The organism is Shimia sp. (assembly GCF_039969785.1).
Classification (GTDB): domain Bacteria; phylum Pseudomonadota; class Alphaproteobacteria; order Rhodobacterales; family Rhodobacteraceae; genus Shimia.
The window spans coordinates 1-20,276 of sequence record NZ_JBDVNC010000004.1; the positions used below are offsets into that span (position 1 = coordinate 1).

The following is a 20,276-nucleotide window of genomic DNA, read 5'->3' on the forward strand; positions in this document are numbered from 1 at the left end:
CGTCTTGTCACCTCGCAGCGCTTCCAACGCCACTTTGGCCTTAAACTGATCTGTAAAGTTCCGGCGCTTTGCCATTCTCGTATCCCTTCAAAGGTTTGGGATACTCCTTAGCCGACTGTCCGGTTTCCTGGGACCACTTCACTCAGTGAAGACGCCGGTTTACCAGCTAAACCTCAATTATCTTATTATCTGCATCGCTCTTCTGAAAACTACAGAGCGGAAGTGGGCGACTTGTACCAGTCCATGATCGAAGTTGCCGCGCGAAGCGATGCTAAGGTAAAAAACCTCAGATAAAAACAGTGCGTAAATCCGGTTTTTAGACCGGCAAGTGGGTGAGAACCAATGTCTCTGGACGTCGGTTCTCACCATATTTGTTACCCGTTATATGTTCCGCGGGCGGGATAGTTATGCTCAAGAGCGTAGCCGACTTTTGACAGCAACATTTTCAGATCCGGGCGCGCCCATGGCATGTTGGCAATGTCTGCAAGATAAAGCTTGCCGTCAGGACGGACCCAGAACAGACCCGGCTCGGTAAAGATGTCAGCCTCGACGTCTTTAAACGCTTTGGAAATCCACAGACCCCAGTTTTTGGCGTCTTCAACAGTGACGCCATAAGCAACGCGTGTCCGACCCAGTTCCCATTCCTCTGCCGCTTTTGCAGCCAACGCTTCGTCGTTCATCGACGCAACAACAACGCTGAAACCAGCCGCTTCAAAATCGTCAAGCAGGGCTGCCATGCCACCGATATAGTTTTTGCAAACCGGGCAGTGCAGTCCGCGATAGAACAGGACCATTGTGAAATTTTCGGGTGACTCTTCGCTGATGTCAAAGGTGCCTCCGCCGACCAGTGGCAGCTTGAGCGGCGGGACCTGCTCATCGGGGGTAAGTTTATGGCTCATGTTTTCTTCCTCTTGGTTCAAGTTTTCTGCTTCGAAAGGAAACAGGGTGTTGGTGTGTTGGACGCAGTTCTAGCTGTGTTTGAGCCGACCTAGGAGACATAATTCCTGATAGGCAATATCCGTTTAAATGTCGGACTCAGCTCTGAGACATGTCGGAAAATGGAACGCCCGGCGCCCATTCGCAATGGTGGCACACAAAGATGTGTATCACTCTGAATACGAACAAAATTCAGGTCACGCACATTCCAAGGAACGAGCAGATCGCAAGGTTAAATGCCTCATCCTGATTGACGTTAATTATGTGGCCCGCACCTTCAACAACTGTGAATTCGCTGTTTGGACAGGCGTCTGCCATGGCGCGCATGGTATCGGGTGCTGCCCCTTTGTCCTCACTGCCCGCCACAAACAGCATCGGCACCTTCATTCTGCCCAGATCCTTAAGATAATCCAGCCCTTTGAGGGCGATTGCACAGCCACCATACCCCTCGGGCGTGGTTTTCAGGAATTCGCTTTGCAGCATTGCAACGACGTCGGGATTGGCTTCGCAGAACTCTGGCGTCAGCCAGTTGCCAATCGCCCCGCCCCAAAGACCTGCAACTCCTTTGTTGGCGATAACTTCAATTCTGTCGTCCCAGCTTTGGCGGAACGGAGCCGGACCGTCGGCGCGTGCTGCACTGCACACAATGCGCGTGACCCGTTCGGGCTGTGCCAGCCCCATACCCATCGCTGTCATGCTCCCAAGCGAACATCCCATCACGCTGGCTTTTTCCAGCCCATGGCGATCCATGACCGCAAAGGCATCTGCCACCAGCATGTCAAACGAATAAGGGCCTTCGGGTGTTGGGCTGTCGCCATGCCCACGGGTGTCATAGCGCACAACTTTAAAGAACTGCTCAAGCAGCGAAAGCTGCGGCTCCCACGCGCGGGTGGTTGCACCAATACTGTTGCTCAGCAAAAGGCCCGGGCCGTCTTCCAATCCGCTCGCTATGGAATTCAGAACAACATCATTCATCGTAGGCGTTTCCTTTTCTTCGGTCGTCTGAGAGTTGGGCGATGCGCGGTTGCCAGCTGGTCAGGCAATTCTGCGTGCATCGTTTCAGTGCCCTGACAGGGAAACACTGCCCCCTGTCAGGAATTTTCTGCGCTTACGCCTTAGTCGAGCGCGTATTCCACGGGCCAGTCATGACCAACGGTTTTTGCGGCATCAATATAGCTTTGCATCACAGCTTTGCCGGGGAACCCACGGCCTTCTGCATCTGCAACCTGCGCCTTCGGGAACCCGGCCAGGCTTTGTGCCCATTCTTCGCGCACCGACTCTGGCAAGGTTTTGATTGTGGCGTTGTTCTCTTTCAACTTGCCCAATCCAAACGCCTGCACTTTGTCCATGGCAGCACCGTTGCCTTGTTCCCATTCAGCACCAACCTCAAGGATGATGTTGCGGACGTCTTCTGGCAGCGATTCCATTTTCTTCTTGTTGGCGGTCAATGCAATCACCGGCATCGCACCGAACCCGATCAGCGTGTAATACGGAGCAGGTTCATAGAATTTGAAACCGTTATACGCCGATGGCACCATCAGCCAGCCATCATACACACCGGTTTTCAGAGCCAGATACCCTTCGGGCAAAGTGGACTGAACCGGGATGGATTCGATATATTCCAGCCATGCCAGATTTGGACCAGCGCCCCCCACTTTCACCCCTTTGAGATCCGAGATGTTGTCCCATTCAAACGTGGTGCCAAGGTGATAGTTGTCCCAGACGCCCAGTCCTAGAAAGACCTGTTTGTATTCGTCTTCAAACACCTGCTTCAGCCATGGGTTCTCGTCATAAACGACCCGCGCGGCGGCAATCGCATCCGAAGATTTTTGCGGACCAAATGCCAGATAATACGGGAAGTTGTGCAGGAACAGCTTTGAAGGTTCAAAGCAGATGCAGTAGCCGCCAAAGTCCAAAATACCTTGCTGAACGGATTCAAGCGTTTCGGCGACTCCGGCAATGGAACCGCCATAGGCCTCAACAAAGGTGACGGTGTGGTCGGTCTGTGCTTCGACGCGGGCTTTCACCTCAACTGCGAAAAAGTCTGACATCGATGTGACATAAGGGGCTGGCCCTTTTGGATGGCCGGATCCGATGCGGAACGTAAAGCTTTCCGCAAGAACTGGTGCTGCTGTCAGCAAGGTCGCCAACATGGCCCCCGCCGCCGTTTTAAATGTGAATTTCATCTGTCCTCCCTTTGGGCACATGCCCAGTTTGAACTCAGCGACAATCGCAGTCTCCGAGATTCGTTTCCCATGGTTACAATAGAGCAAAAAATTATCGATTGATAAATAACTTTGTTTTCTGAAACAATTGCGCTTACATTCGCCTAACAAGTTTTCGCGACAGGATTGAGGTAAACATATGCGATTCAACGGCTTAGTTAGATTATCCAAACTGATTCACATGTTGTCATCTGTTTGGGTTCTGATCCTCGGGTTGACGATTCTGGTAGATGTGTTCGGTCGCATCCTGTTCCTGAGTCCCCTTCCGGGCACCAAGGAAATCCTTCAAAATTCGGTCATCGCGGTCGCATTTTTGCAGATCCCGCTGGCGATTTTTTCCTCTTCCATGCTGCGTACGTCGCTGCTGAGCGTCGCCTTGCCGCTGCCGGTTCAACGTCTGTTGCGCACGGCGGGAAACATTCTTGGCCTGCTTCTGTTCGGCGCCATCGCGTATGCCTCGCTTCCCGAAGCGTTCGACGCATACCGGCTTGGTGAATACGAGGGCGAAGGCGCATTGCGCATCTACACGTGGCCCATTCGCTTTCTCATTGTAGGCACCGCGATCTTCGCAGCCTTTGCTTATCTTGCCATGACCATCGCCGATTGGCGCGGTGAACTGGACGACGCCAACGCGTTGACCTCGCACTAAACACCCCAGGAGACCAATAAATGGCAACCGTCATCTTCACCGTACTCGCACTTCTTCTAGTGATGGTATTTTTGGGCGTACAAATTGCAATCGCCCTGGGCGCAGCAAGCTTTATCGGCGTCTACCTTCTGTTAGGCAGCGCCGACATCGCGCTTTCTGTGCTCAGCAGCACTGCCTACGAAGCCCTGCGCAAAGACATCTTTATCGTTATTCCGCTTTTCGTGCTCATGGGGGAATTCATAAGTCGATCCGGAGCTGCTCAGGACATCTATACAATTGCCAACCGGGGATTGCGCCGCATTCCCGGCTGCCTTGCCGTGGCAACGGTATCGGGAAACTCGGTATTTGCCGCCATCACCGGCGTTTCGATCGCATCGGCCGCAACATTCTCACGCATCGCCTATCCTGAAATGGTCGCGCTTGGGTACAAGAAAAGCTACGCCTTGGGCGTTGTCGCAGGCAGCGCATGCCTCGGCATGTTGATCCCCCCCAGCATTCTTATGATTGTCTGGGCGGTACTGACGGAAATCTCAATCGGGGCGCTCTTTGTTGCGGGCCTTCTACCGGGCCTCATCCTAGCCTCACTATTTTGTGCCTACTGTATCTTCACCGCTGTTCTAAGCCCGGAAACCGCCCCCCGCAGCCCGATCGTCGACAAGCAAGACATCGATGTTGCGAAACAACGCAGTGAACTGACGAGCGGCTTGTCCGTCATTGCATTGATTGTCATCGTGATTGGCGGCATCTGGGGTGGTTTCCTGACACCAACCGAAGCCGCAGGCTTTGGTACAATTGGTGCACTTTTTGTTGGTTTGGCCAAAGGCATGCGCAAAACCGAGATTTCGGAATCCATCTTCCGGGCCGGTAAAATCACCGCACCTCTGATGATCCTTCTCATCACCGCGTCCATGTATTCGCGGTTCCTCGCGATGGGTGGCGCTGTTGGGGTCATTCAGGGCACGTTGTTTTCGGTAAGCGACAGCCCGATCATCATCATGTTCATGATCTTTCTGGTCTGGCTGGTGTTGGGCATGTTCATTGATTCGACGTCGATCATCCTGCTGACAGTTCCAATTTTTGCGCCAATGTCGCAATTCATCGGCGTTGATCCCCTCGCCTTTGCGATCTTTGGCATTCTGGTGATCGAAGCAGGACTGCTTACGCCGCCCTTTGGGCTTTTGGTGTTCACCGTCAAGGCCTCGGTGCCGGATCGAACTGTCACAATGGGCGAAATCTTCACCGGGGCGGTGCCCTACTGGATCATGATTTTGATCGTTGCTGTGCTGGTCGTGGTATTCCCCGTCCTCGCAACCTACCTGCCGCAAAGCCTGATGTGATGAAACAACCCACATCCTACACCTGCCTATAAAAAAACTTGGTAGTGAGCATCAGAAATTACCATTTTTTCTAATGGCCCAAATGCTCCACTTTAAATCAACACGCTGAGGAGAATTTTATGAAGCTGTCGTTTTTTACAATGCCCATCCACCCGCTGGACAAGCCCTATGCACAGAGCCTGCGAGAGGATCGTGAGGCGTTCATCCTCGCAGACCAGCTTGGCTTTGCCGAAGCCTATTGCGGGGAACACACCACCGATCGAGCCGAAATCATCACCTCTTGCGTCGCGTTTCTGGCAAGCCTCGCCTACGAGACCAAGAATATCCGACTGGGAACAGGCACCGTCAATTTGCCCAACTCCCACCCAGCCCGCGTCGCGGCAGAAGTCGCGATGCTGGATCACATGCTTGAGGGGCGTTTGAACTTTGGCATTTCGCCCGGTGGTCTGATGTCCGATGCCGAGGTATTTGGCTCTATCGACAAAGATCGCAACGCAATGTTCCTGGAATCCATCAACATGGTTCTGGATATCTGGGCCGGTGAATCCCCTTACAACCTCAAGGGTGAATTCTGGGAAGTTACGACGGGTCGCACATCCAATGTTGCCATTGGCCAGGGTGAGATCATCAAGCCATACCAGGACCCCCACCCTCCGATTGTAGGCACTGCTGTTGCGCCATTCTCCAAAGGCGTCACAGCCATGGCCGCACGCGGATGGCAGCCCATTTCGGGCAACTTCCTGCTGCCCAAATGGGCCGCGACCCACTGGCCAAACTACGTCGAAGGCTGCAAAAGCGCAGGCATCACACCGCATTACGAAGACTGGCGCGTGGCCAAGAATATCTGCGTCGCCAAAGATCAGGAAACCGCGCGCAGCTATGCCCGTGATCCCGGAAGCCCTTATGTTCTCTACTACTCGCAGCTTCTGACCAAGATGCGTGCCGGCGGGCGTCTGAACCTCTTCAAAGAAGATCAGAACATGCCGGATGACGATGTAACGCTGGATTATGTGCTTGATCGTCTGGTCATCCACGGAGACCCAAGCTCGGTTGCGGATCAGATCCTCGCGCTGCGCGAAGTGACCGGCCCGTTCCAGCATCTGGTGTATGCAGGCCATGACTGGACTGATTACGATTTGGGCCGCGAAGGTATGATCCTGATGGCTGAAAAAGTAATGCCCGTTCTGGACGAAGCCACCAAATCTGAACCACCTGCAGAAGCAGCCTGACAATTGACGGGTCATGTGACCGATGTGCAGATAACATTTTGTCCTGAGGATGTTGTCTTGCAGATTGGGTCGCATGACCCGCAATGGTCGCCACGCGCTCAATGCAAATTCCTTAAATCTCGACGGGGAGCCTCACAATGACACAACAAACAACCGAACCAAATTTCGGTCCACATGAGTTTCGCCGCGCGCTGGGTAACTTTGCAACCGGCGTGACGATTATCACGGCTGTCAGCCCCGAAGGCGAAAAGGTGGGGGTGACGGCCAGCAGCTTTAATTCGCTGTCAATGGATCCGCCGCTGATCCTGTGGAGCAGTATCAAAGGCAAACCAAGCTGCGCGATCTTTGAATCCGCGTCGCATTTCGCGGTCAACATTCTGGCCTCGGACCAGATGGACATGTCGAACCATTTTGCCCGCCAGCAGGAAGACAAATTCGCAGGCGTAGAATGGGAGGAAGGCATCGGCGGCTCTCCGCTTTTCCCGAACTGCGCCGGGCGTTTCCAATGTGAAGCCTACGACAAACTGGATGGCGGTGATCACTGGATATTTGTTGGCAAAGTAGTCGCTTTTGACGACTTTGGCCGCCCGCCGCTGTGCTTTCACCAAGGCTCCTATTCGATGGTTTTCGGGCACCCCGGCAGCGGACCCGCGGTCGACAGTGCAACACCAAAAATCACGTCCGAAGGACGCATGGACGATCATCTGTTTTTCATGATGCTTCAGGCCGTGCGCGCGTATCAAACCAGATACAGCCCGAAACTGAACACCCTTGAGCTCAGCCTGATTGAATCGCGGACCCTGTTGGTCCTGAATGATCTGCCCGGCAGCGACGCCGAGGCTCTGATCGGTCACATCAATGCCCCCCTGCCAGAGGTCCGCGAAGCGCTGTCGAACCTTGTTGATCGCGGGATGGTTGCGGGTGAAGACAATAAATTCGAACTAACAGACGCAGGACTTGCCAAGGCCAAAGACGTTTGGAAACTGGCTGAAATTCATGAAAAAGAGGCCTTCGAAAGCTTTGATGAAGAGCAGATGAACACTTTCAAAAGTGTTTTGCGCAATATCATCGGCAACTGACCCAACATTGCAGCCCGCATCGAAACGGGCTGCAACGAACCACTCCCCTATAGTCCCGGAATATCATTCACCTTCTTTGGAACATGGTATCCACGTTGCACGGCGGGACGCTGCAACAGACGTTCGTACCAGTCTTTGACATTCGGGAAATCCGCCAAATCAATCTGCTGAAAGTCATGGCGCGAAATCCACGGCCACATCGCCATATCCGCGATCGTATAGATGCCCTTCCCCTCACCAACGACATGGTCGCGGCCCTCGAGTTGAGTATTCAGCACCCTGTAAAGACGCCGTGCTTCATTAGAGTAGCGCTCTTCGGCATAAGGCGCCTTGCCCGGATTGTATTTCACAAAATGATGCACCTGCCCCAGCATCGGACCCAGCCCGCCCATCTGCCACATCAGCCATTCCATCATCTGCCAATAGGCGTTTCCCTTGGCTTGAAACCGATCATATTTCTGCGCGAGATATAGCATTATCGCCCCGGTCTCCATCATCTGAACTCCGGTTTCGTGGTCAACAATTGCTGGAATCCGGTTGTTCGGAGAAATCTTCAAAAAGTCGGGCGCGAATTGCTCATCCTTAGTAATATTAATTGGCTTAACCGTGTAAGGCACGCCCAGTTCCTCAAGAAGAATAGAGACTTTGCGGCCGTTTGGCGTTGTCCATGAATAGAGATCAATCATTGTTATCCAGTTCCCTGTTTTTCAATCTTGAACGGCTGTATTTGGCGCGTTGCCATCTGCCCTGACGGGCCCCGACGGCAAATATTACGTATATGCTTGTGCGGCTTCCATCTTCGACTGCGTCAGCATCAGATACATATCAAGCGCCTGCGAAATGATGGCCGACGTGTCATCGGATACATCGATTTTCAATATGAAACGCCGCATCCCATAGTCCAGAAGACCACCATGCATCAGCCACGGCGCCTCAAGAGCGTCCCTGGCGACCAGAAACTCGTCAGCCATCCCCAGTTCAACCCGACGTTCGCGCACCAATGGTTTCAGGATCATTTCCTGCACAACGTGATTGTACCAGTCATGGATCTGCGCGTTGCGCAACGCCGCAAAACTGGAGATACGAAGCCAGACAGGATCATACACCGTCTGCGTGTATTCCTCATAAAACGCCTGAAAGCGTTCCTTCACCGGAAAAGACCGATCAACCAACATCGCGTCCCATCTGGGATCCCATCGATCCAGATAGACCTTTTCATAGACCGCTTCGATCAGGTCTTCTTTGCTTGGGAAATACCGATAAAGCAGCGGCTGTGTGATGCCTGCACGTTGTGCGATATCCCGCGTGCTGCCGTCAAAACCGGTTTCCGAAAACAGCTCGACCGCCGCCAGCACGATTTCCTCCTTACGCGCATCGCGCGACAACCGCCGACGCCGTGCGGTGGGTTTGTCACTGGGGTTTGGCTGCGGTTTATTTGCCACGTCAGCTCCGCTAGGGTGAATTAAATTCTTTGTCCTAAGAAACAGCAATTTCCGCTTGCAGTCCAGCAAATTATCATATGATAAATAAGCTGGCCGCGACGGGAGACGTGACATGCACCTCTACGGACGAACAACATCGATTAACGTGCAAAAGGTGTTGTGGACACTCAAAGAGCTGAAACTCGACTATGATCGCACAGATATGGGCGGCGCGTATGGGGGCCTCAAATCGCCAGAGTTTGTTGCGATGAACCCTAACCAGCGGGTGCCAGCATTGATTGACGGCGACTTAATCCTCTGGGAATCCAACGCCATCGTTCGCTATCTCTGCAATGCCTACGGCGACGGCACATTCGCAGGCACAACACCCGCTGCCATGGCTCGCGCGGATATGTGGATGGAATGGTTTCAGAACAATTGCTATGCGCATTTCATCGCCTTGTTTTATCAGACAGTGCGCCTGCCAAAATCCGAACGGAACGCGGATCAGCGGGATCGTTCAGCCGCCGAACTCACCAAGAGTTACACAATTCTGAACGATCATCTGAAAAATCACGAATTTGTCGCGGGTGACGCTATTTCAATGGGTGACTTTGTTGTCGGCTCATCGCTCTATCGCTACTTCTCGATGGAATTCGATCGCGCCGACATGCCTGCACTGAACCAATACTATGACAGGCTGGGACAACGCGACGCCTATCGCGAAACTGTCATGACATCATTTGACAGCCTGAGACCTAAGGATGATGTGTAATGTGCGTTCAGTTCGCAACGCAGTTGCGGCGCATCACCGGGGCAATTGCCGACGCCAGTGCCACTAATGACTCGGTGGCCAATTCGCTATCTGGCCATGCATGATCCACCAAAGTCAGAGTCCCAAACGGGCCAGACGCTGTGGAAATATCCTGCAGTTGATCAAGCACGGACTGCAGCGTCCCATACAGAACACAGTCATCAATCAACGCATCAACCGTCACCCGATCTGCGCCCGGCGCCGCCATCTTGGCATAATAAGCACGACAAGGGCTGTCCTCGGACTTCACGGCATATTCGGCGCGCGCGGCATCGGCACACACAACGATCGTACGCGCCACACGCCAGCTTTCAGGGCGCGCCCGTAAACCAGCATGCGTGCTGCCCGAAACATGTGCCGCCCAATGCCGCGCAAGTTCGGTTTTGTTCAGCCAACTGACCGAAAGCGTCGCCTGACGCGCCCGGGCGTTGATCGCGACCTGTTCAGGCGTCATGGACGGCCGCGCCAGGTTCAAAGGCGAAGATGTCTCACCAAGCGACTGTCTGTCGCCATTGATCGAAACGATTTGGGGAACCGGTGCGCCGGGCAACTCTGGCAAGGTACGCAACGCGTCCGCATGTTCCGGAGTGGCGTTCAATCCATGAGAGCCAGCCGCCCGATCCTGTTGCTTCACAGCGTAAAATTCCGAAAACCCGAGGTCGCGCGCCAATTCCAAACGTCCGAAATCGCGTGTCGGCGCATCACCACTGCATTGGCGCGGGATCATCAAATAGCCCAGATTCATAGTGCCTCCCCAACTCACAGAGGCGGCGTCGCCCTCGTGTCCTGCAAAGCTAAGGGTAAACAGGGCAGCAGTAGAAACCATTATAGTGCGGGGTCTCTATCAGGAATTCTGATGGCAAAGCGATATCCACTTCGGATCGGGCCCGGGCAACCCCCTGGATCAGCGCTAATTAACGTCGATCAGAGGTGTCTCCAATGCTGCCGTCAGCTCTTCTTGTAAAACATCCGCAAAAGCCTGCGCCGCCTGATTAAGCGGGCGCGACCCGGTTTCAATGCGCATATAATCCACGGTAAGAGGCGGATCAGCCAACGGTAAAACCTTGCGACGCGTACCGTCAAAGTCTGGCAAACACAAAACACGCGGCAGAATCGATACCCAATTTGACCGCGACACAAGATCAAGCGTCCCATGCATCGTGTCCAGCTCAAGCACTTCTTTCACCTTGATCCCATTCACGGCCAGATAAGTTTCGATACTATGACGTCGCGCATTCCCTTTGCCCGGCAGTACCAGCTGCAAAGGCGGCAAATCCTTAAGAACGACTTGCCCATTGCGGGTCGGAAACTCCCGGTCCAGCGCACAAACCAAACACTCCCGATCCTCTCCCATAGCGGTTGAAACCAGGACGTCACGCAAGTCGAACGCTGCCGGAACAACCGCAAAATCAAGCCGCCCTTCGGCGACATCATCCGCCAATGCGCCCGAATATGCTTCTGAGATAGACAGCTGCACTTCGGGGTATTCCTCGGAAAAACGTAACAACACCGATGTCAGGATTGCGCGCGTGAATGTTGGCATCAATCCCACATTGACGTGCCCAACCACAGATTTCGACAAGGTGCGAATGCGATCTTCGGCATGGCTGGCAGCGGCAAGCACTTTGACCGCCTCCAGATAAAACGCCTCGCCCGCCGCGGTTGGTGTCACCCCGGATGAGCTGCGTGAAAACAGGACCACGTCATAACGTTTTTCAATTTGGCTGACATGCATCGACAGCCCGGATTGCGTTGCGTTCACCTTTTCCGCAGCCGCCGAAAAAGACCCTTGTTCAAAGACCGCTGCGAAGTATCGCAATTGCTGAAGCTTCATGAAACCTATCCGATTTTCTTGTAGAAGGTATACAATACTATTTGTTGTTCTGACGGGTCAATTCTTAATAGCTTCGGCGAATCCAAGGATCAAAGGAAGCCTGTTTTGCCTGTTCATAACGACAAAAGCACCGCCACATTAGGAACGACCTTTTGACGCCGCTGCCCAGACTGATGGTGGCGCCGAACGGAGCGCGGCGCGGCAAATCCGACCATCCCGCTCTCCCCATCACTGATGACGAAGTGGTTGAAACCGCACGTGAATGTCAGGTGGCAGGCGCAGATGGCATCCATATCCACATCCGGGATGACGCCGGCGAACATTTTCTGGATGCCGACCGGTATGCCGCCCTGCTGAAGCGGTTAGAACACGAAGTTCCCGGCATGTATTTGCAGGTCACATCCGAAGCTGCCGGGCGCTATAGCGCGCAGGAACAGCAAGATATGATGCGCGCGCTACGGCCCGCACATGTGTCCGTTGCGATGCGGGAAATGGTGCGCAGCCCTGCGGACTGGTCCGATGCGCGCGCGTTTTATCACTGGGCCGCCTCGAATAACGTTGATGTTCAGCACATCCTTTACGCCCCCGACGAAGTTTCCGCATTTGTCGATGCCGTGTCAGACGGGCGCATTCCGGGGACCCATCATTTGATCCAGCTGGTGCAGGGCACTTATGCCCATGGCAGCGACGGAACGGTTGATCTGGACAAGTATTTAGACGAACTGGATCGCGCCTCAACCCACAGCTTTGACTGGATGTTGTGCGCTTTTGGCACTTCAGAAACAGCCGGTCTGGCCGAGGCCGCGCGTTGCGGCGGCAAAGCCCGCGCCGGGTTTGAAAATTCACTTTGGCACGCAGATGGCAGCCTCGCCGCTGACAACGCGGCCCGTATTCGCGACGTCGATGCGGCGCTGCGCGAAACCGAGTTCAAATTGACCAGGGAAAAAGAGCAAGTGTCATGAATCCTGATGCTTGATCCAAGTTCTTGTGATGATGCCAGCTCAGGATCAACGTGCATACTGTGTCGATGTGCCGCGGCCTTGATCTGACGAACAGTCGGGCGAAAAACCGCCCGGTGGGAGGAGACCCGACAAGATTTGAACAGTGAGTACTTGTCGGAAAATGGAGGATAATACATGTTTAAGACTACACTTGCGGCGGCTGCCGCGTTGATGGCGCTCGCCGCCCCTGTTGTTGCTCAGCAGGATCTCAAGGCGGCTATGGTGGCCGCAATGGGCGAAGCCATCGAGGACGCGCGATATCCCGGCATTCTGGAAAAATACGGCCTGCCAGCCCCCGATCTGTCCGATCCGACGCTGGTCAATTCCAAAGACCACCCCTACCCCGAAGTGAAAGACGGCACATTGCTGGCGCACGTGCTTGATACAAAATCTGTCCGTCTGGGCTGGATCGGCGTTGGGATGCCCTGGGCGGTTCCAAGCGAAGGCGACCCGGATGTACCGGTTGGTTTGTCGGTCGATTTCTGGAACATGATGCAAGAGAAGTTAAACGCGCATTACGAGACTGAGATTGCGCTTGATTGGATCGAATATACCGATTCTGCCGGGAACAACGACATGTATCGTTGGCTGTCGACAGCCGAAGACTTGAATTGCGACGCCAATGGCCGCGTCGCGAACGGCTGTTATGACATCATCGGCGGGGCTTATGCCATTAACAAACGCCGAAAAGGTATTTCAGACATCTCTCCGGCCTACTACCCTTTGAACATGTCCGTTGTGCGCACCAATGTTCCGTTGCCCGATGGTGTTGGCCCGCTTGAAACAGCCGAAGAAATCCGCGCTGCCATGGCTGACCCCGACATCAACATTGTCATTGCCGGCCTGCCAGACACGGGCGAGGATTCGATCCTGACAAACTTCGCCAAAGAATACGGTGAAACCTTCACACACAAGGATCGCACTCCCGGTTCGAAAGTTTTGGAATTCGCGCAAGACGCAACTGACATCCACTTTGTGATGGGCACCAATGTACGCATGGCGTCAATGCGCTTTGCATTGCCAGAGCTGTGTGCGGACTGTGCGATCATTCCGAACCTGACAATCTTTGGCGGCGTGGGATTTGCCACAGCCTTGGTTGATTAATCAGACACGACTGACAAACGGCGCGCTGGCTGACGTTGCACGCGCGCCGTTTTTGCATCCACTGGAATAGCTGAAGAGGACAAGATTGTGCCCACGCAAAAGACAAAATTCGCCGCCGTCGCAGCCACCCTATTAATGACATGTGCCGCACCAATCGCCACGGCGCAGGAACAGATCAAAGTCACCGTGCTTTCGGGATATACGGACCGCACATCATGGGTTCACAATCTCAAAGAATTCTTCATGCCCGAGGTCAACAAACGGCTGGCTGAAACCGGGAACTATTCGCTGAAATATACCGAAGCCTTTGGCACGGTTGTCAAACCCCGGGGCGAATTTGATGCCTTGCAAAATGGCATTGGCACAATTGGTCTGATCGTGACCGCCTTTCACACCGACAAGGTACCGCTGTCCAGCGTGTCCTATGTCACTCCCTTCGTCAGCACCGACCTTGGCCTAACCTCCGAAGTGAACGATGCCATCACCCATTCGATCCCCGAAGTGAAGGCTGGCTGGGAAAAATTCGGTCTGGAATTCCTTGGCCATATGGGCACCATCAAAAGCTATGCGGTCCTGTCTAAGGAACCCATTGATGGGTTGGATGACTTTGAAGGCATCAAAGTGTCCGGGGCTGGCCTGAACCTGCGCTGGATCGAAGGTCTGGGTGCGGTTGGCGTGCCAAGCGTGCTGCCTAAGTTCTATCAGGAAGTGAACAGCGGCGTCGCCGAGGCGATGATTGGCTGGGGCGACGTTGTCGGCGCATTCAAGCTCTGCGAAGTTGCCCCGCATTTCCTCTCTGCCGAAATGGGCGCTGTTTCGAACTTTACCGTTGTTGCAAACAAACGTTGGTTCGACAAACAACCGGACGAGGTCAAAACGGCCCTGCGCGAAGTCACCGTGGAATACAGAAACCTGATGGCCGAAGCGACCACTGCGGGTGATGCCAAGGGCCGCGAGGCTTGTGTTGCACAGGGTGGTTCCGTGACCGAACTGGCTGACGATCAGCGTCAGGCATGGGCCGATAAGTTGCCCAATGTTGCACAGGAATGGGCGCACGCGTCGGACGCAAACGGCCTTCCCGGATCACTGGTTCTTGAAACGTATATGACAAAAATGCGCGAAGCCGGGCAGCCAATTGCGCGCCAGTGGGATCAGGAATAAGCGAGACTGAGCGTTGGAAAACCCCGCAACAAACCCATCACCTCTGGTCCGGCTTGCGACCAGGGCGATGTGGCTGCTCAACACAGCGGTCACATCGCTGAACTCTTTGGGCACGATACTGATTATGGCGATGATGGCCATGATCTGCGCCGATGTGCTGAGCCGCAATCTGCTTGGTCAATCACTCCCCGGGGTGATTGAGCTTGCTGAACTGGGCATCGTTTCCATCGTGTATCTGCAGATTGCAGATACCTATAAGTCCGGGAAAATGCTGCGGTCCGATGGCATTATCACCGCGCTCGAAGGCCGGTTCCCGCGTTTGGGGCTGGCAATCAATGCGGTGTTTGATGCCACTGGGGTTGTCCTGTTCTTCTACATCGCCAAGGGCGCGCAAAAGCGATTTATCGAAGCGTGGGAAGGCGGATTTTACCTTGGCAACCAAGGCTCTTTCACAGCGCCGACCTGGCCCATGGAATTGATCGTCGCTGTGGGCTCTGCCCTTTTGTCGGCGCTCTTTCTCGCCAGCGTGATCCGCAACCTTGCCCGGCTTTTCGGCGTGTCGACGACCGGTACAACCCCACATGCAGGTAGCCCAAAACAATGACAGGTTTAGAGATTGGCTTCATCTCGGTCATCGGGATCCTGGTTCTTGTCCTGATGGGCATGAACATCCCCGTTGTGCTGGCCTTGGTTTCACTGTCAGGTATTTGGTTCATCACCGACAATTTCGACATCGCAATCTTTCTGCTGTCTCAAAAGTCGGTGGAAACGATCTCAAGTCAGGAATTCGCCGTCATCCCACTCTTTGTGCTGATGGGGCTCTTGATTTCGACCTCTGATATCGCCCGAGAGACATTTGGCGTTGCGCATTTCGTGTTTCGCAAAATCGCTGGCGGCCTTGGGGTGGCCACCGTCGCTGCGAACGCAATCTTTGCGTCTATAACCGGCGTCAGCATCGCGTCAGCTGCGGTGTTCACTCAGGTCGCGGTGCCGGAAATGCTGCGCTATGGCTATCACCCCCGCCTTGCCGTTGGCATCGTCGCGGGCAGCTCTGTGCTTGGCATGTTGATCCCGCCCAGCATTCTTTTGATCGTCTACGCCTTCATCGCAGAGGTTTCGGTCGGATCCCTGTTTATCGCCGCGATCATTCCCGGCCTTATTCTGGCGGCTTTGTATGCTATCGCAATTCTGGCCGTGGGCAAACTGCGCCCTGAATGGGTCGGACAGGCGGAAATGGCCGCGCTGGACGAAACCAGCGACATGACACTTGGTCAGGCCATCAAACTGCTCGCACCAATTGCGCTGCTTGTGTTGCTGGTGATCGGCGGGATTTATCGCGGTGTCTTTACCCCAACCGAATCCGGCGCCGTGGGCGCAGCCGGGGCGTTGCTTTTGACCATCGCCAAAAGACGCCTCACATGGTCAACCTTTTGGCAAGTGACCGTCCAGACGGGCCATGTCACCGCATCCATCAGCTTTATGATCATTGCGGCCAGCATGTATTCGTCCATGCTCGGCCTGTCCGGTGTCCCGTCCGAGCTGCAAACCTGGGTCAGCGCATCGTCGTTCAGCGTGATCACGCTGATCATTGTCTATGTGGTGATTGTGATCATCCTCGGCATGCTGCTCGACTCGATCTCGATCATTCTCATCGTGCTGCCGATCTTTGTGCCCCTGTTCAGCCAGTTTGGCGTTGATCTGGTCTGGTTGGGCATTCTGTCGATCATCATTGTCGAAGTCGGCTTGCTCACACCACCACTTGGCATCGCTGTCTTCGTGGTCAAAGGGTGCCTTCCGGACAAGCAGATATCCCTAAAGGATATATTCCTGGGCGCGATGCCTTTTGGGCTGATCATGCTGCTCGTTGTGCTGCTGATCGTCGTCTTCCCGGGGATCATCGTCTACTGACGCTAAATCAGAACACTCGGACAGCGATGCACATATACTGCATCGCTGTCCGAAAACCGGGGCCCATGCTGGACCTCTAATTCTGCCCCAACACCTTGCTTCTTTCGCACGACGCGCGCGCCGCCTGTTCCATCAGGTCTGGCAGGCCGTTGCCAGACGCCAACAAGACCTTAAGCGCCTCTGCGGTTGTGCCCCCTTTGGAGGTCACGGCCTGACGCAATTCAGCCGGATCAGTGCCCGTGTCACGCATCATTTGCCCAGCGCCTGCAATCGTCTCAACTGCAAGAGAGCGGGCAAGTCTGTCGGGCAAGCCCAACGCCTGACCTGCCTGCGTCATCGCCTCGGCCATTGCGAACAGATAAGCCGGGCCAGACCCTGAAATACCTGTCACCGCGTGAATCTGATCCTCATCCTGCAATTGGATCGCGCTTCCAACCGCATGAAACAGCTCGGCGGCCAGTATGTTTTGCGCCGCGCTGACATGCGCATTGCAGGCATAAACGCTGACCCCGGCCCCCACCGCTGCGGGCAGGTTGGGCATCACCCGCACCACCGGTGTACCCTGCCCGAGTGCTGCTTCATAAACATCCAACGCGACGCCCGTCACAATCGAGACCACAAGCGTGTCGCCACCCCCAAACCGCACAAGATCGGGCAGCGCGGCAGATAACCCCTGCGGTTTGATGGCGATCAGAACCACGGCCGGCGCGCTGGGAGGCGTTTCATTCACCCGCAACCCGGTCTGCGACAGAACCCACTCCGAAGGCCTCGGGTCCTGCACATAAACAGCACCCGGATCAACGCCGCGCGCAAGCCAGCCCTCCAGCAAGGCTTTGCCCATAAAGCCGCAGCCAATCATGACAAGGCCGCGCTCATTGATCTGTTTCAAAACGTGGCCCCGGTGTCCGCCGTAATCAGGTCTTTATAGAGCGCACGAATACGGTCCATCACCGGGCGCTCACCCGTTCCGATTTGTTTGCCGTCAATCTCAGACACAGGCGTCTGCGCGCCAAATGTACCCGTCAAAAACGCCTCATCGGCGCTATATGTCTCGAACAAAGAATAATTGCGCTCGTAAACCGGGATGTCGTTGTCACGGCAAATATCGATCACCTTTTGACGAGTCACACCGTTCATGCAGTAATCCCCGGTCGACGTCCAAACCGCCCCCTTGCGCACGATGAAAAAGTTGCAGGCATTGGTCGTGTTCACAAACCCATGCGGATCCAGCATCAAACCTTCATCCGCGCCCACCTGTTGCGCCTGAAGGCACGCCAGCACACAGTTCAGCTTGGAATGACTGTTGTATTTGGCATCCTGACTCATCGGCAGCCCGCGCACCTGGGGCACCGTGGCCAACCGAATACCTGTCTGCAAAGCGCCCGACGGTTTGGAATGCTCCATGATGATCACCAGCGTCGGGCCAGACCGGCTCAGCGACGGGTGTTGATAGGGTTTGATCTTAGGGCCCCGGGTCAACATCAACCGACAATGCGCATCCGAGGTCATACCATTGGCTTCAGCCGTCATATTCAACGCCTCAAGAATGCCATCTCGGTCCATACCGACATCAATCGAAACCGCCTTACAGGACCCAAAGAACCGATCCATATGTTCTTCAAAAAAGCACCATGTCCCATTATAAAGACGCATACCTTCCCACATGCCATCGCCCAGCATAAAGCCGCTGTCATAAACAGAAACCTTCGCCTCATCCCGGTGAAAAATCTCGCCGTTCACATAGACTTTGGTGTCCAGATTACGCGGATCATCATCGGAATCATGCGAGGTTTTTTTGACGTCTGACATTGTGGTTATCCTTTAGTTTGATACATTTGCAGATGTTGCGAACAGGGCGATGAAACGCGCTGACTGCCGTTAGAAAAGAGACCAGCCCCATGAACCAGATCATCGTTTCTTGTGACACCAGCGGGGACATTCTGACCTGCGCGGAAGGGATGAGTTTCTGGGGCGGAGTAAACGCAAATACCGGCGTCGTGCAAGATGCCCATCACCCTCAGCATGGCCAATCTCTGGCGGGCAAAATTGTGTTGATGCCCAGCAGCCGTGGCTCCTGTTCGGGCAGCGGTGTTTTGTTGGAACTTGCTCTGAACGGGCACGCACCCGCCGCGCTGATCTTTCGCGAAGACGAAGATATTCTGACCCTGGGCGCCCTGATCGCGGCCCGGATGTTTGACCGGCCTGTGGCCGTGGCGCGGCTGAGCAAATCCAGCTACGGACAGCTGGCGGCACAGGAACATGCCCGGATTGACGGCAGCGTTATGACGGCGGGCGATCTGACCATTGCGCTGTCGCCGCTGAACACCAAATGCCTGAAGCTGAGCGCGTCGGATCAAAGCATGCTGGACGGGGCCAAAGGCGCCGCGGTTCAACTGGCAATGCAGGTCATCCAAATCATGGGCGCGGTTCAGGGCGCATCGCGGTTGATTGACGTCACCCGCGTTCATATCGATGGCTGCATCTATGCAGGCCCCGCCAACCTGACCTTTGCCACCGCCATGCAACAGATGGGTGCACAGGTTCATGTCCCGACCACGATGAATGCCATCTCGGTTGATTTCGATAATTGGCAGGATCAGGGCGTGCCGCCCCTGTTTGGCGCCCCGGCCAGCCAGCTTGCCAGCGCGTATTTGTCTATGGGTGCGCGTCCGACCTTCACCTGCGCGCCGTATCTGGCTGCGGACCGCCCCGAAGCGGGCGAAGATATTGGCTGGTCGGAATCCAACGCGGTGATCTTTGCCAATACTGTGCTGGGGGCGCGGTCGGTAAAACACCCCGATTTCTTTGATCTTTTCGTCGCTCTGACCGGCCGCGCACCGTTGTCTGGCGTCTATCTGCCTGAAAACCGGCAGGCGCAGCTGCGTATCGCGGTGGCTTTGCCGCAGACCTATAACGAGTCGATCTGGCCTTTGATCGGTTGGGTAACCGGGCAAATGGCCCCGGACCGCATCCCGCGTATCGAAGGGTTGAAGGACGTCCAAATGACCGAGGATGACCTCAAAGCGTTGTGCGCGGCATTTGGAACAACCTCCGCCGCACCCATGCTGCACATTCAGGGCGTGACGCCCGAAGGCGATCAACCACCTTGCCCGGATGCCAACCGCCTTGAGATCACCAAAGACATGTTGGCCAAAGCCTGGAGTGTGCTGAATTTCGGACCTGAACAGGTGGATCTGGTTGCCTTGGGCAGCCCGCATTTCTCGCTCAGCGAAACCCGCCGGTTTGCGGATCTGATGGCCGGGCGCACATGTGCACAAACCACGTCCTGTATCATCACATTGGGCCGTGAAACCGGAGAACAGGCGCAGGCCGAAGGATTGATTACTGTTCTTGAAAAGGCAGGTGTTCGGATTGTGCGCGACCTGTGCTGGTGCTCGATTTCCGAACCGGTTTTCCCGCCAACAGCCCGTCATCTGGTGACAAATTCCGGTAAATATGCTCATTACGCGCCGGGCCTGTCTGGTCGAACCGTACGGTTCGCAAGCCTTGCTGATTGTGCGCGGGCAGCGATTGAGGGGCATATTGCAGAAAATCTACCTGATTGGCTTAAATGACAG

General features: G+C 54.9%; 20 protein-coding genes. 11 read left to right on the plus strand and 9 right to left on the minus strand.

The window, feature by feature from the left end:
* Positions 1-374: 374 nt before the first annotated feature.
* The 3 genes from ABJI08_RS00390 to ABJI08_RS00400 all read right to left on the minus strand — a co-directional run bounded on the left by ABJI08_RS00390 (position 375) and on the right by ABJI08_RS00400 (position 3,122).
* Positions 375-899 (minus strand): redoxin domain-containing protein, encoded by a 525-nt coding sequence (locus ABJI08_RS00390; RefSeq protein ID WP_348399841.1) that lies wholly within the window; start codon positions 897-899, stop codon positions 375-377.
* Between the two features lie 229 nt (positions 900-1,128).
* Complete coding sequence (locus tag ABJI08_RS00395) at positions 1,129-1,911, minus strand: alpha/beta fold hydrolase (RefSeq protein ID WP_348399842.1); 783 nt, start codon at positions 1,909-1,911, stop codon at positions 1,129-1,131.
* A gap of 140 nt (positions 1,912-2,051) precedes the next feature.
* Positions 2,052-3,122, minus strand: coding sequence for a C4-dicarboxylate TRAP transporter substrate-binding protein (locus ABJI08_RS00400; RefSeq protein WP_348399843.1), 1,071 nt, complete (start codon positions 3,120-3,122; stop codon positions 2,052-2,054).
* Positions 3,123-3,375: 253 nt separating this feature from the next.
* Here ABJI08_RS00400 and ABJI08_RS00405 point away from each other — a divergent pair, with 253 nt between their 5' ends.
* From ABJI08_RS00405 to ABJI08_RS00420, 4 genes are all read left to right on the plus strand, one after another.
* The gene (locus ABJI08_RS00405) at positions 3,376-3,810 is read left to right on the plus strand and encodes a TRAP transporter small permease (RefSeq protein WP_348399844.1); all 435 of its coding nucleotides are present in this window, start codon (positions 3,376-3,378) and stop codon (positions 3,808-3,810) included.
* Between the two features lie 20 nt (positions 3,811-3,830).
* A complete protein-coding gene (locus ABJI08_RS00410) occupies positions 3,831-5,147 on the plus strand; it encodes a TRAP transporter large permease (protein WP_348399845.1) in 1,317 nt (438 codons plus the stop codon).
* Between the two features lie 119 nt (positions 5,148-5,266).
* Positions 5,267-6,376 (plus strand): LLM class flavin-dependent oxidoreductase, encoded by a 1,110-nt coding sequence (locus ABJI08_RS00415; protein WP_348399846.1) that lies wholly within the window; start codon positions 5,267-5,269, stop codon positions 6,374-6,376.
* A 137-nt stretch (positions 6,377-6,513) separates the two neighbouring features.
* The gene (locus tag ABJI08_RS00420; RefSeq protein ID WP_348399847.1) at positions 6,514-7,455 is read left to right on the plus strand and encodes a p-hydroxyphenylacetate 3-hydroxylase reductase component; all 942 of its coding nucleotides are present in this window, start codon (positions 6,514-6,516) and stop codon (positions 7,453-7,455) included.
* 47 nt (positions 7,456-7,502) lie between these two features.
* On the opposite strand, the gene ABJI08_RS00425 is transcribed toward ABJI08_RS00420, so the two are convergent.
* Together ABJI08_RS00425 and ABJI08_RS00430 are read right to left on the minus strand one after the other, a co-directional pair.
* Positions 7,503-8,141 carry a glutathione S-transferase family protein gene (locus tag ABJI08_RS00425; protein WP_348399848.1) on the minus strand — a complete coding sequence of 213 codons (639 nt, stop codon included), beginning with the start codon at positions 8,139-8,141 and terminating at the stop codon, positions 7,503-7,505.
* Between the two features lie 84 nt (positions 8,142-8,225).
* The gene (locus ABJI08_RS00430) at positions 8,226-8,897 is read right to left on the minus strand and encodes a TetR/AcrR family transcriptional regulator (RefSeq protein WP_348399849.1); all 672 of its coding nucleotides are present in this window, start codon (positions 8,895-8,897) and stop codon (positions 8,226-8,228) included.
* Positions 8,898-9,009: 112 nt separating this feature from the next.
* Here ABJI08_RS00430 and ABJI08_RS00435 point away from each other — a divergent pair, with 112 nt between their 5' ends.
* A complete protein-coding gene (locus ABJI08_RS00435; RefSeq protein ID WP_348399850.1) occupies positions 9,010-9,651 on the plus strand; it encodes a glutathione S-transferase family protein in 642 nt (213 codons plus the stop codon).
* 7 nt (positions 9,652-9,658) lie between these two features.
* Here ABJI08_RS00435 and ABJI08_RS00440 read toward each other — a convergent pair whose 3' ends face one another.
* Together ABJI08_RS00440 and ABJI08_RS00445 are read right to left on the minus strand one after the other, a co-directional pair.
* Positions 9,659-10,516 (minus strand): hypothetical protein, encoded by an 858-nt coding sequence (locus ABJI08_RS00440; RefSeq protein ID WP_348399851.1) that lies wholly within the window; start codon positions 10,514-10,516, stop codon positions 9,659-9,661.
* An 84-nt stretch (positions 10,517-10,600) separates the two neighbouring features.
* Complete coding sequence (locus ABJI08_RS00445) at positions 10,601-11,524, minus strand: LysR family transcriptional regulator (protein WP_348399852.1); 924 nt, start codon at positions 11,522-11,524, stop codon at positions 10,601-10,603.
* Between the two features lie 173 nt (positions 11,525-11,697).
* On the opposite strand from ABJI08_RS00445, the gene ABJI08_RS00450 reads away from it, so the two are divergent.
* The 5 genes from ABJI08_RS00450 to ABJI08_RS00470 all read left to right on the plus strand — a co-directional run bounded on the left by ABJI08_RS00450 (position 11,698) and on the right by ABJI08_RS00470 (position 16,698).
* Complete coding sequence (locus ABJI08_RS00450) at positions 11,698-12,486, plus strand: 3-keto-5-aminohexanoate cleavage protein (RefSeq protein ID WP_348399853.1); 789 nt, start codon at positions 11,698-11,700, stop codon at positions 12,484-12,486.
* 174 nt (positions 12,487-12,660) lie between these two features.
* Positions 12,661-13,629: a hypothetical protein gene (locus ABJI08_RS00455; protein ID WP_348399854.1), complete on the plus strand. Its 969-nt coding sequence runs from the start codon at positions 12,661-12,663 to the stop codon at positions 13,627-13,629.
* Between the two features lie 87 nt (positions 13,630-13,716).
* Positions 13,717-14,790 (plus strand): TRAP transporter substrate-binding protein DctP, encoded by a 1,074-nt coding sequence (dctP, locus tag ABJI08_RS00460; protein WP_348399855.1) that lies wholly within the window; start codon positions 13,717-13,719, stop codon positions 14,788-14,790.
* Positions 14,791-14,857: 67 nt separating this feature from the next.
* Positions 14,858-15,394, plus strand: a complete 537-nt coding sequence (locus ABJI08_RS00465) for a TRAP transporter small permease (protein ID WP_348399856.1) — start codon at positions 14,858-14,860, stop codon at positions 15,392-15,394.
* Complete coding sequence (locus tag ABJI08_RS00470) at positions 15,391-16,698, plus strand: TRAP transporter large permease subunit (RefSeq protein ID WP_348399857.1); 1,308 nt, start codon at positions 15,391-15,393, stop codon at positions 16,696-16,698. The genes ABJI08_RS00465 and ABJI08_RS00470 overlap by 4 nt, the downstream gene beginning before the upstream one ends.
* Before the next feature lie 76 nt (positions 16,699-16,774).
* On the opposite strand, the gene proC is transcribed toward ABJI08_RS00470, so the two are convergent.
* Together proC and ABJI08_RS00480 are read right to left on the minus strand one after the other, a co-directional pair.
* Positions 16,775-17,587 (minus strand): pyrroline-5-carboxylate reductase, encoded by an 813-nt coding sequence (gene proC / locus ABJI08_RS00475; protein ID WP_348399858.1) that lies wholly within the window; start codon positions 17,585-17,587, stop codon positions 16,775-16,777.
* Positions 17,584-18,507: an aminotransferase class IV gene (locus tag ABJI08_RS00480; RefSeq protein WP_348399859.1), complete on the minus strand. Its 924-nt coding sequence runs from the start codon at positions 18,505-18,507 to the stop codon at positions 17,584-17,586. Before ABJI08_RS00480 ends, proC begins: the two co-directional genes overlap by 4 nt.
* Before the next feature lie 89 nt (positions 18,508-18,596).
* On the opposite strand from ABJI08_RS00480, the gene ABJI08_RS00485 reads away from it, so the two are divergent.
* Positions 18,597-20,273, plus strand: coding sequence for an aconitase X (locus ABJI08_RS00485; RefSeq protein WP_348399860.1), 1,677 nt, complete (start codon positions 18,597-18,599; stop codon positions 20,271-20,273).
* Positions 20,274-20,276: the final 3 nt, after the last annotated feature.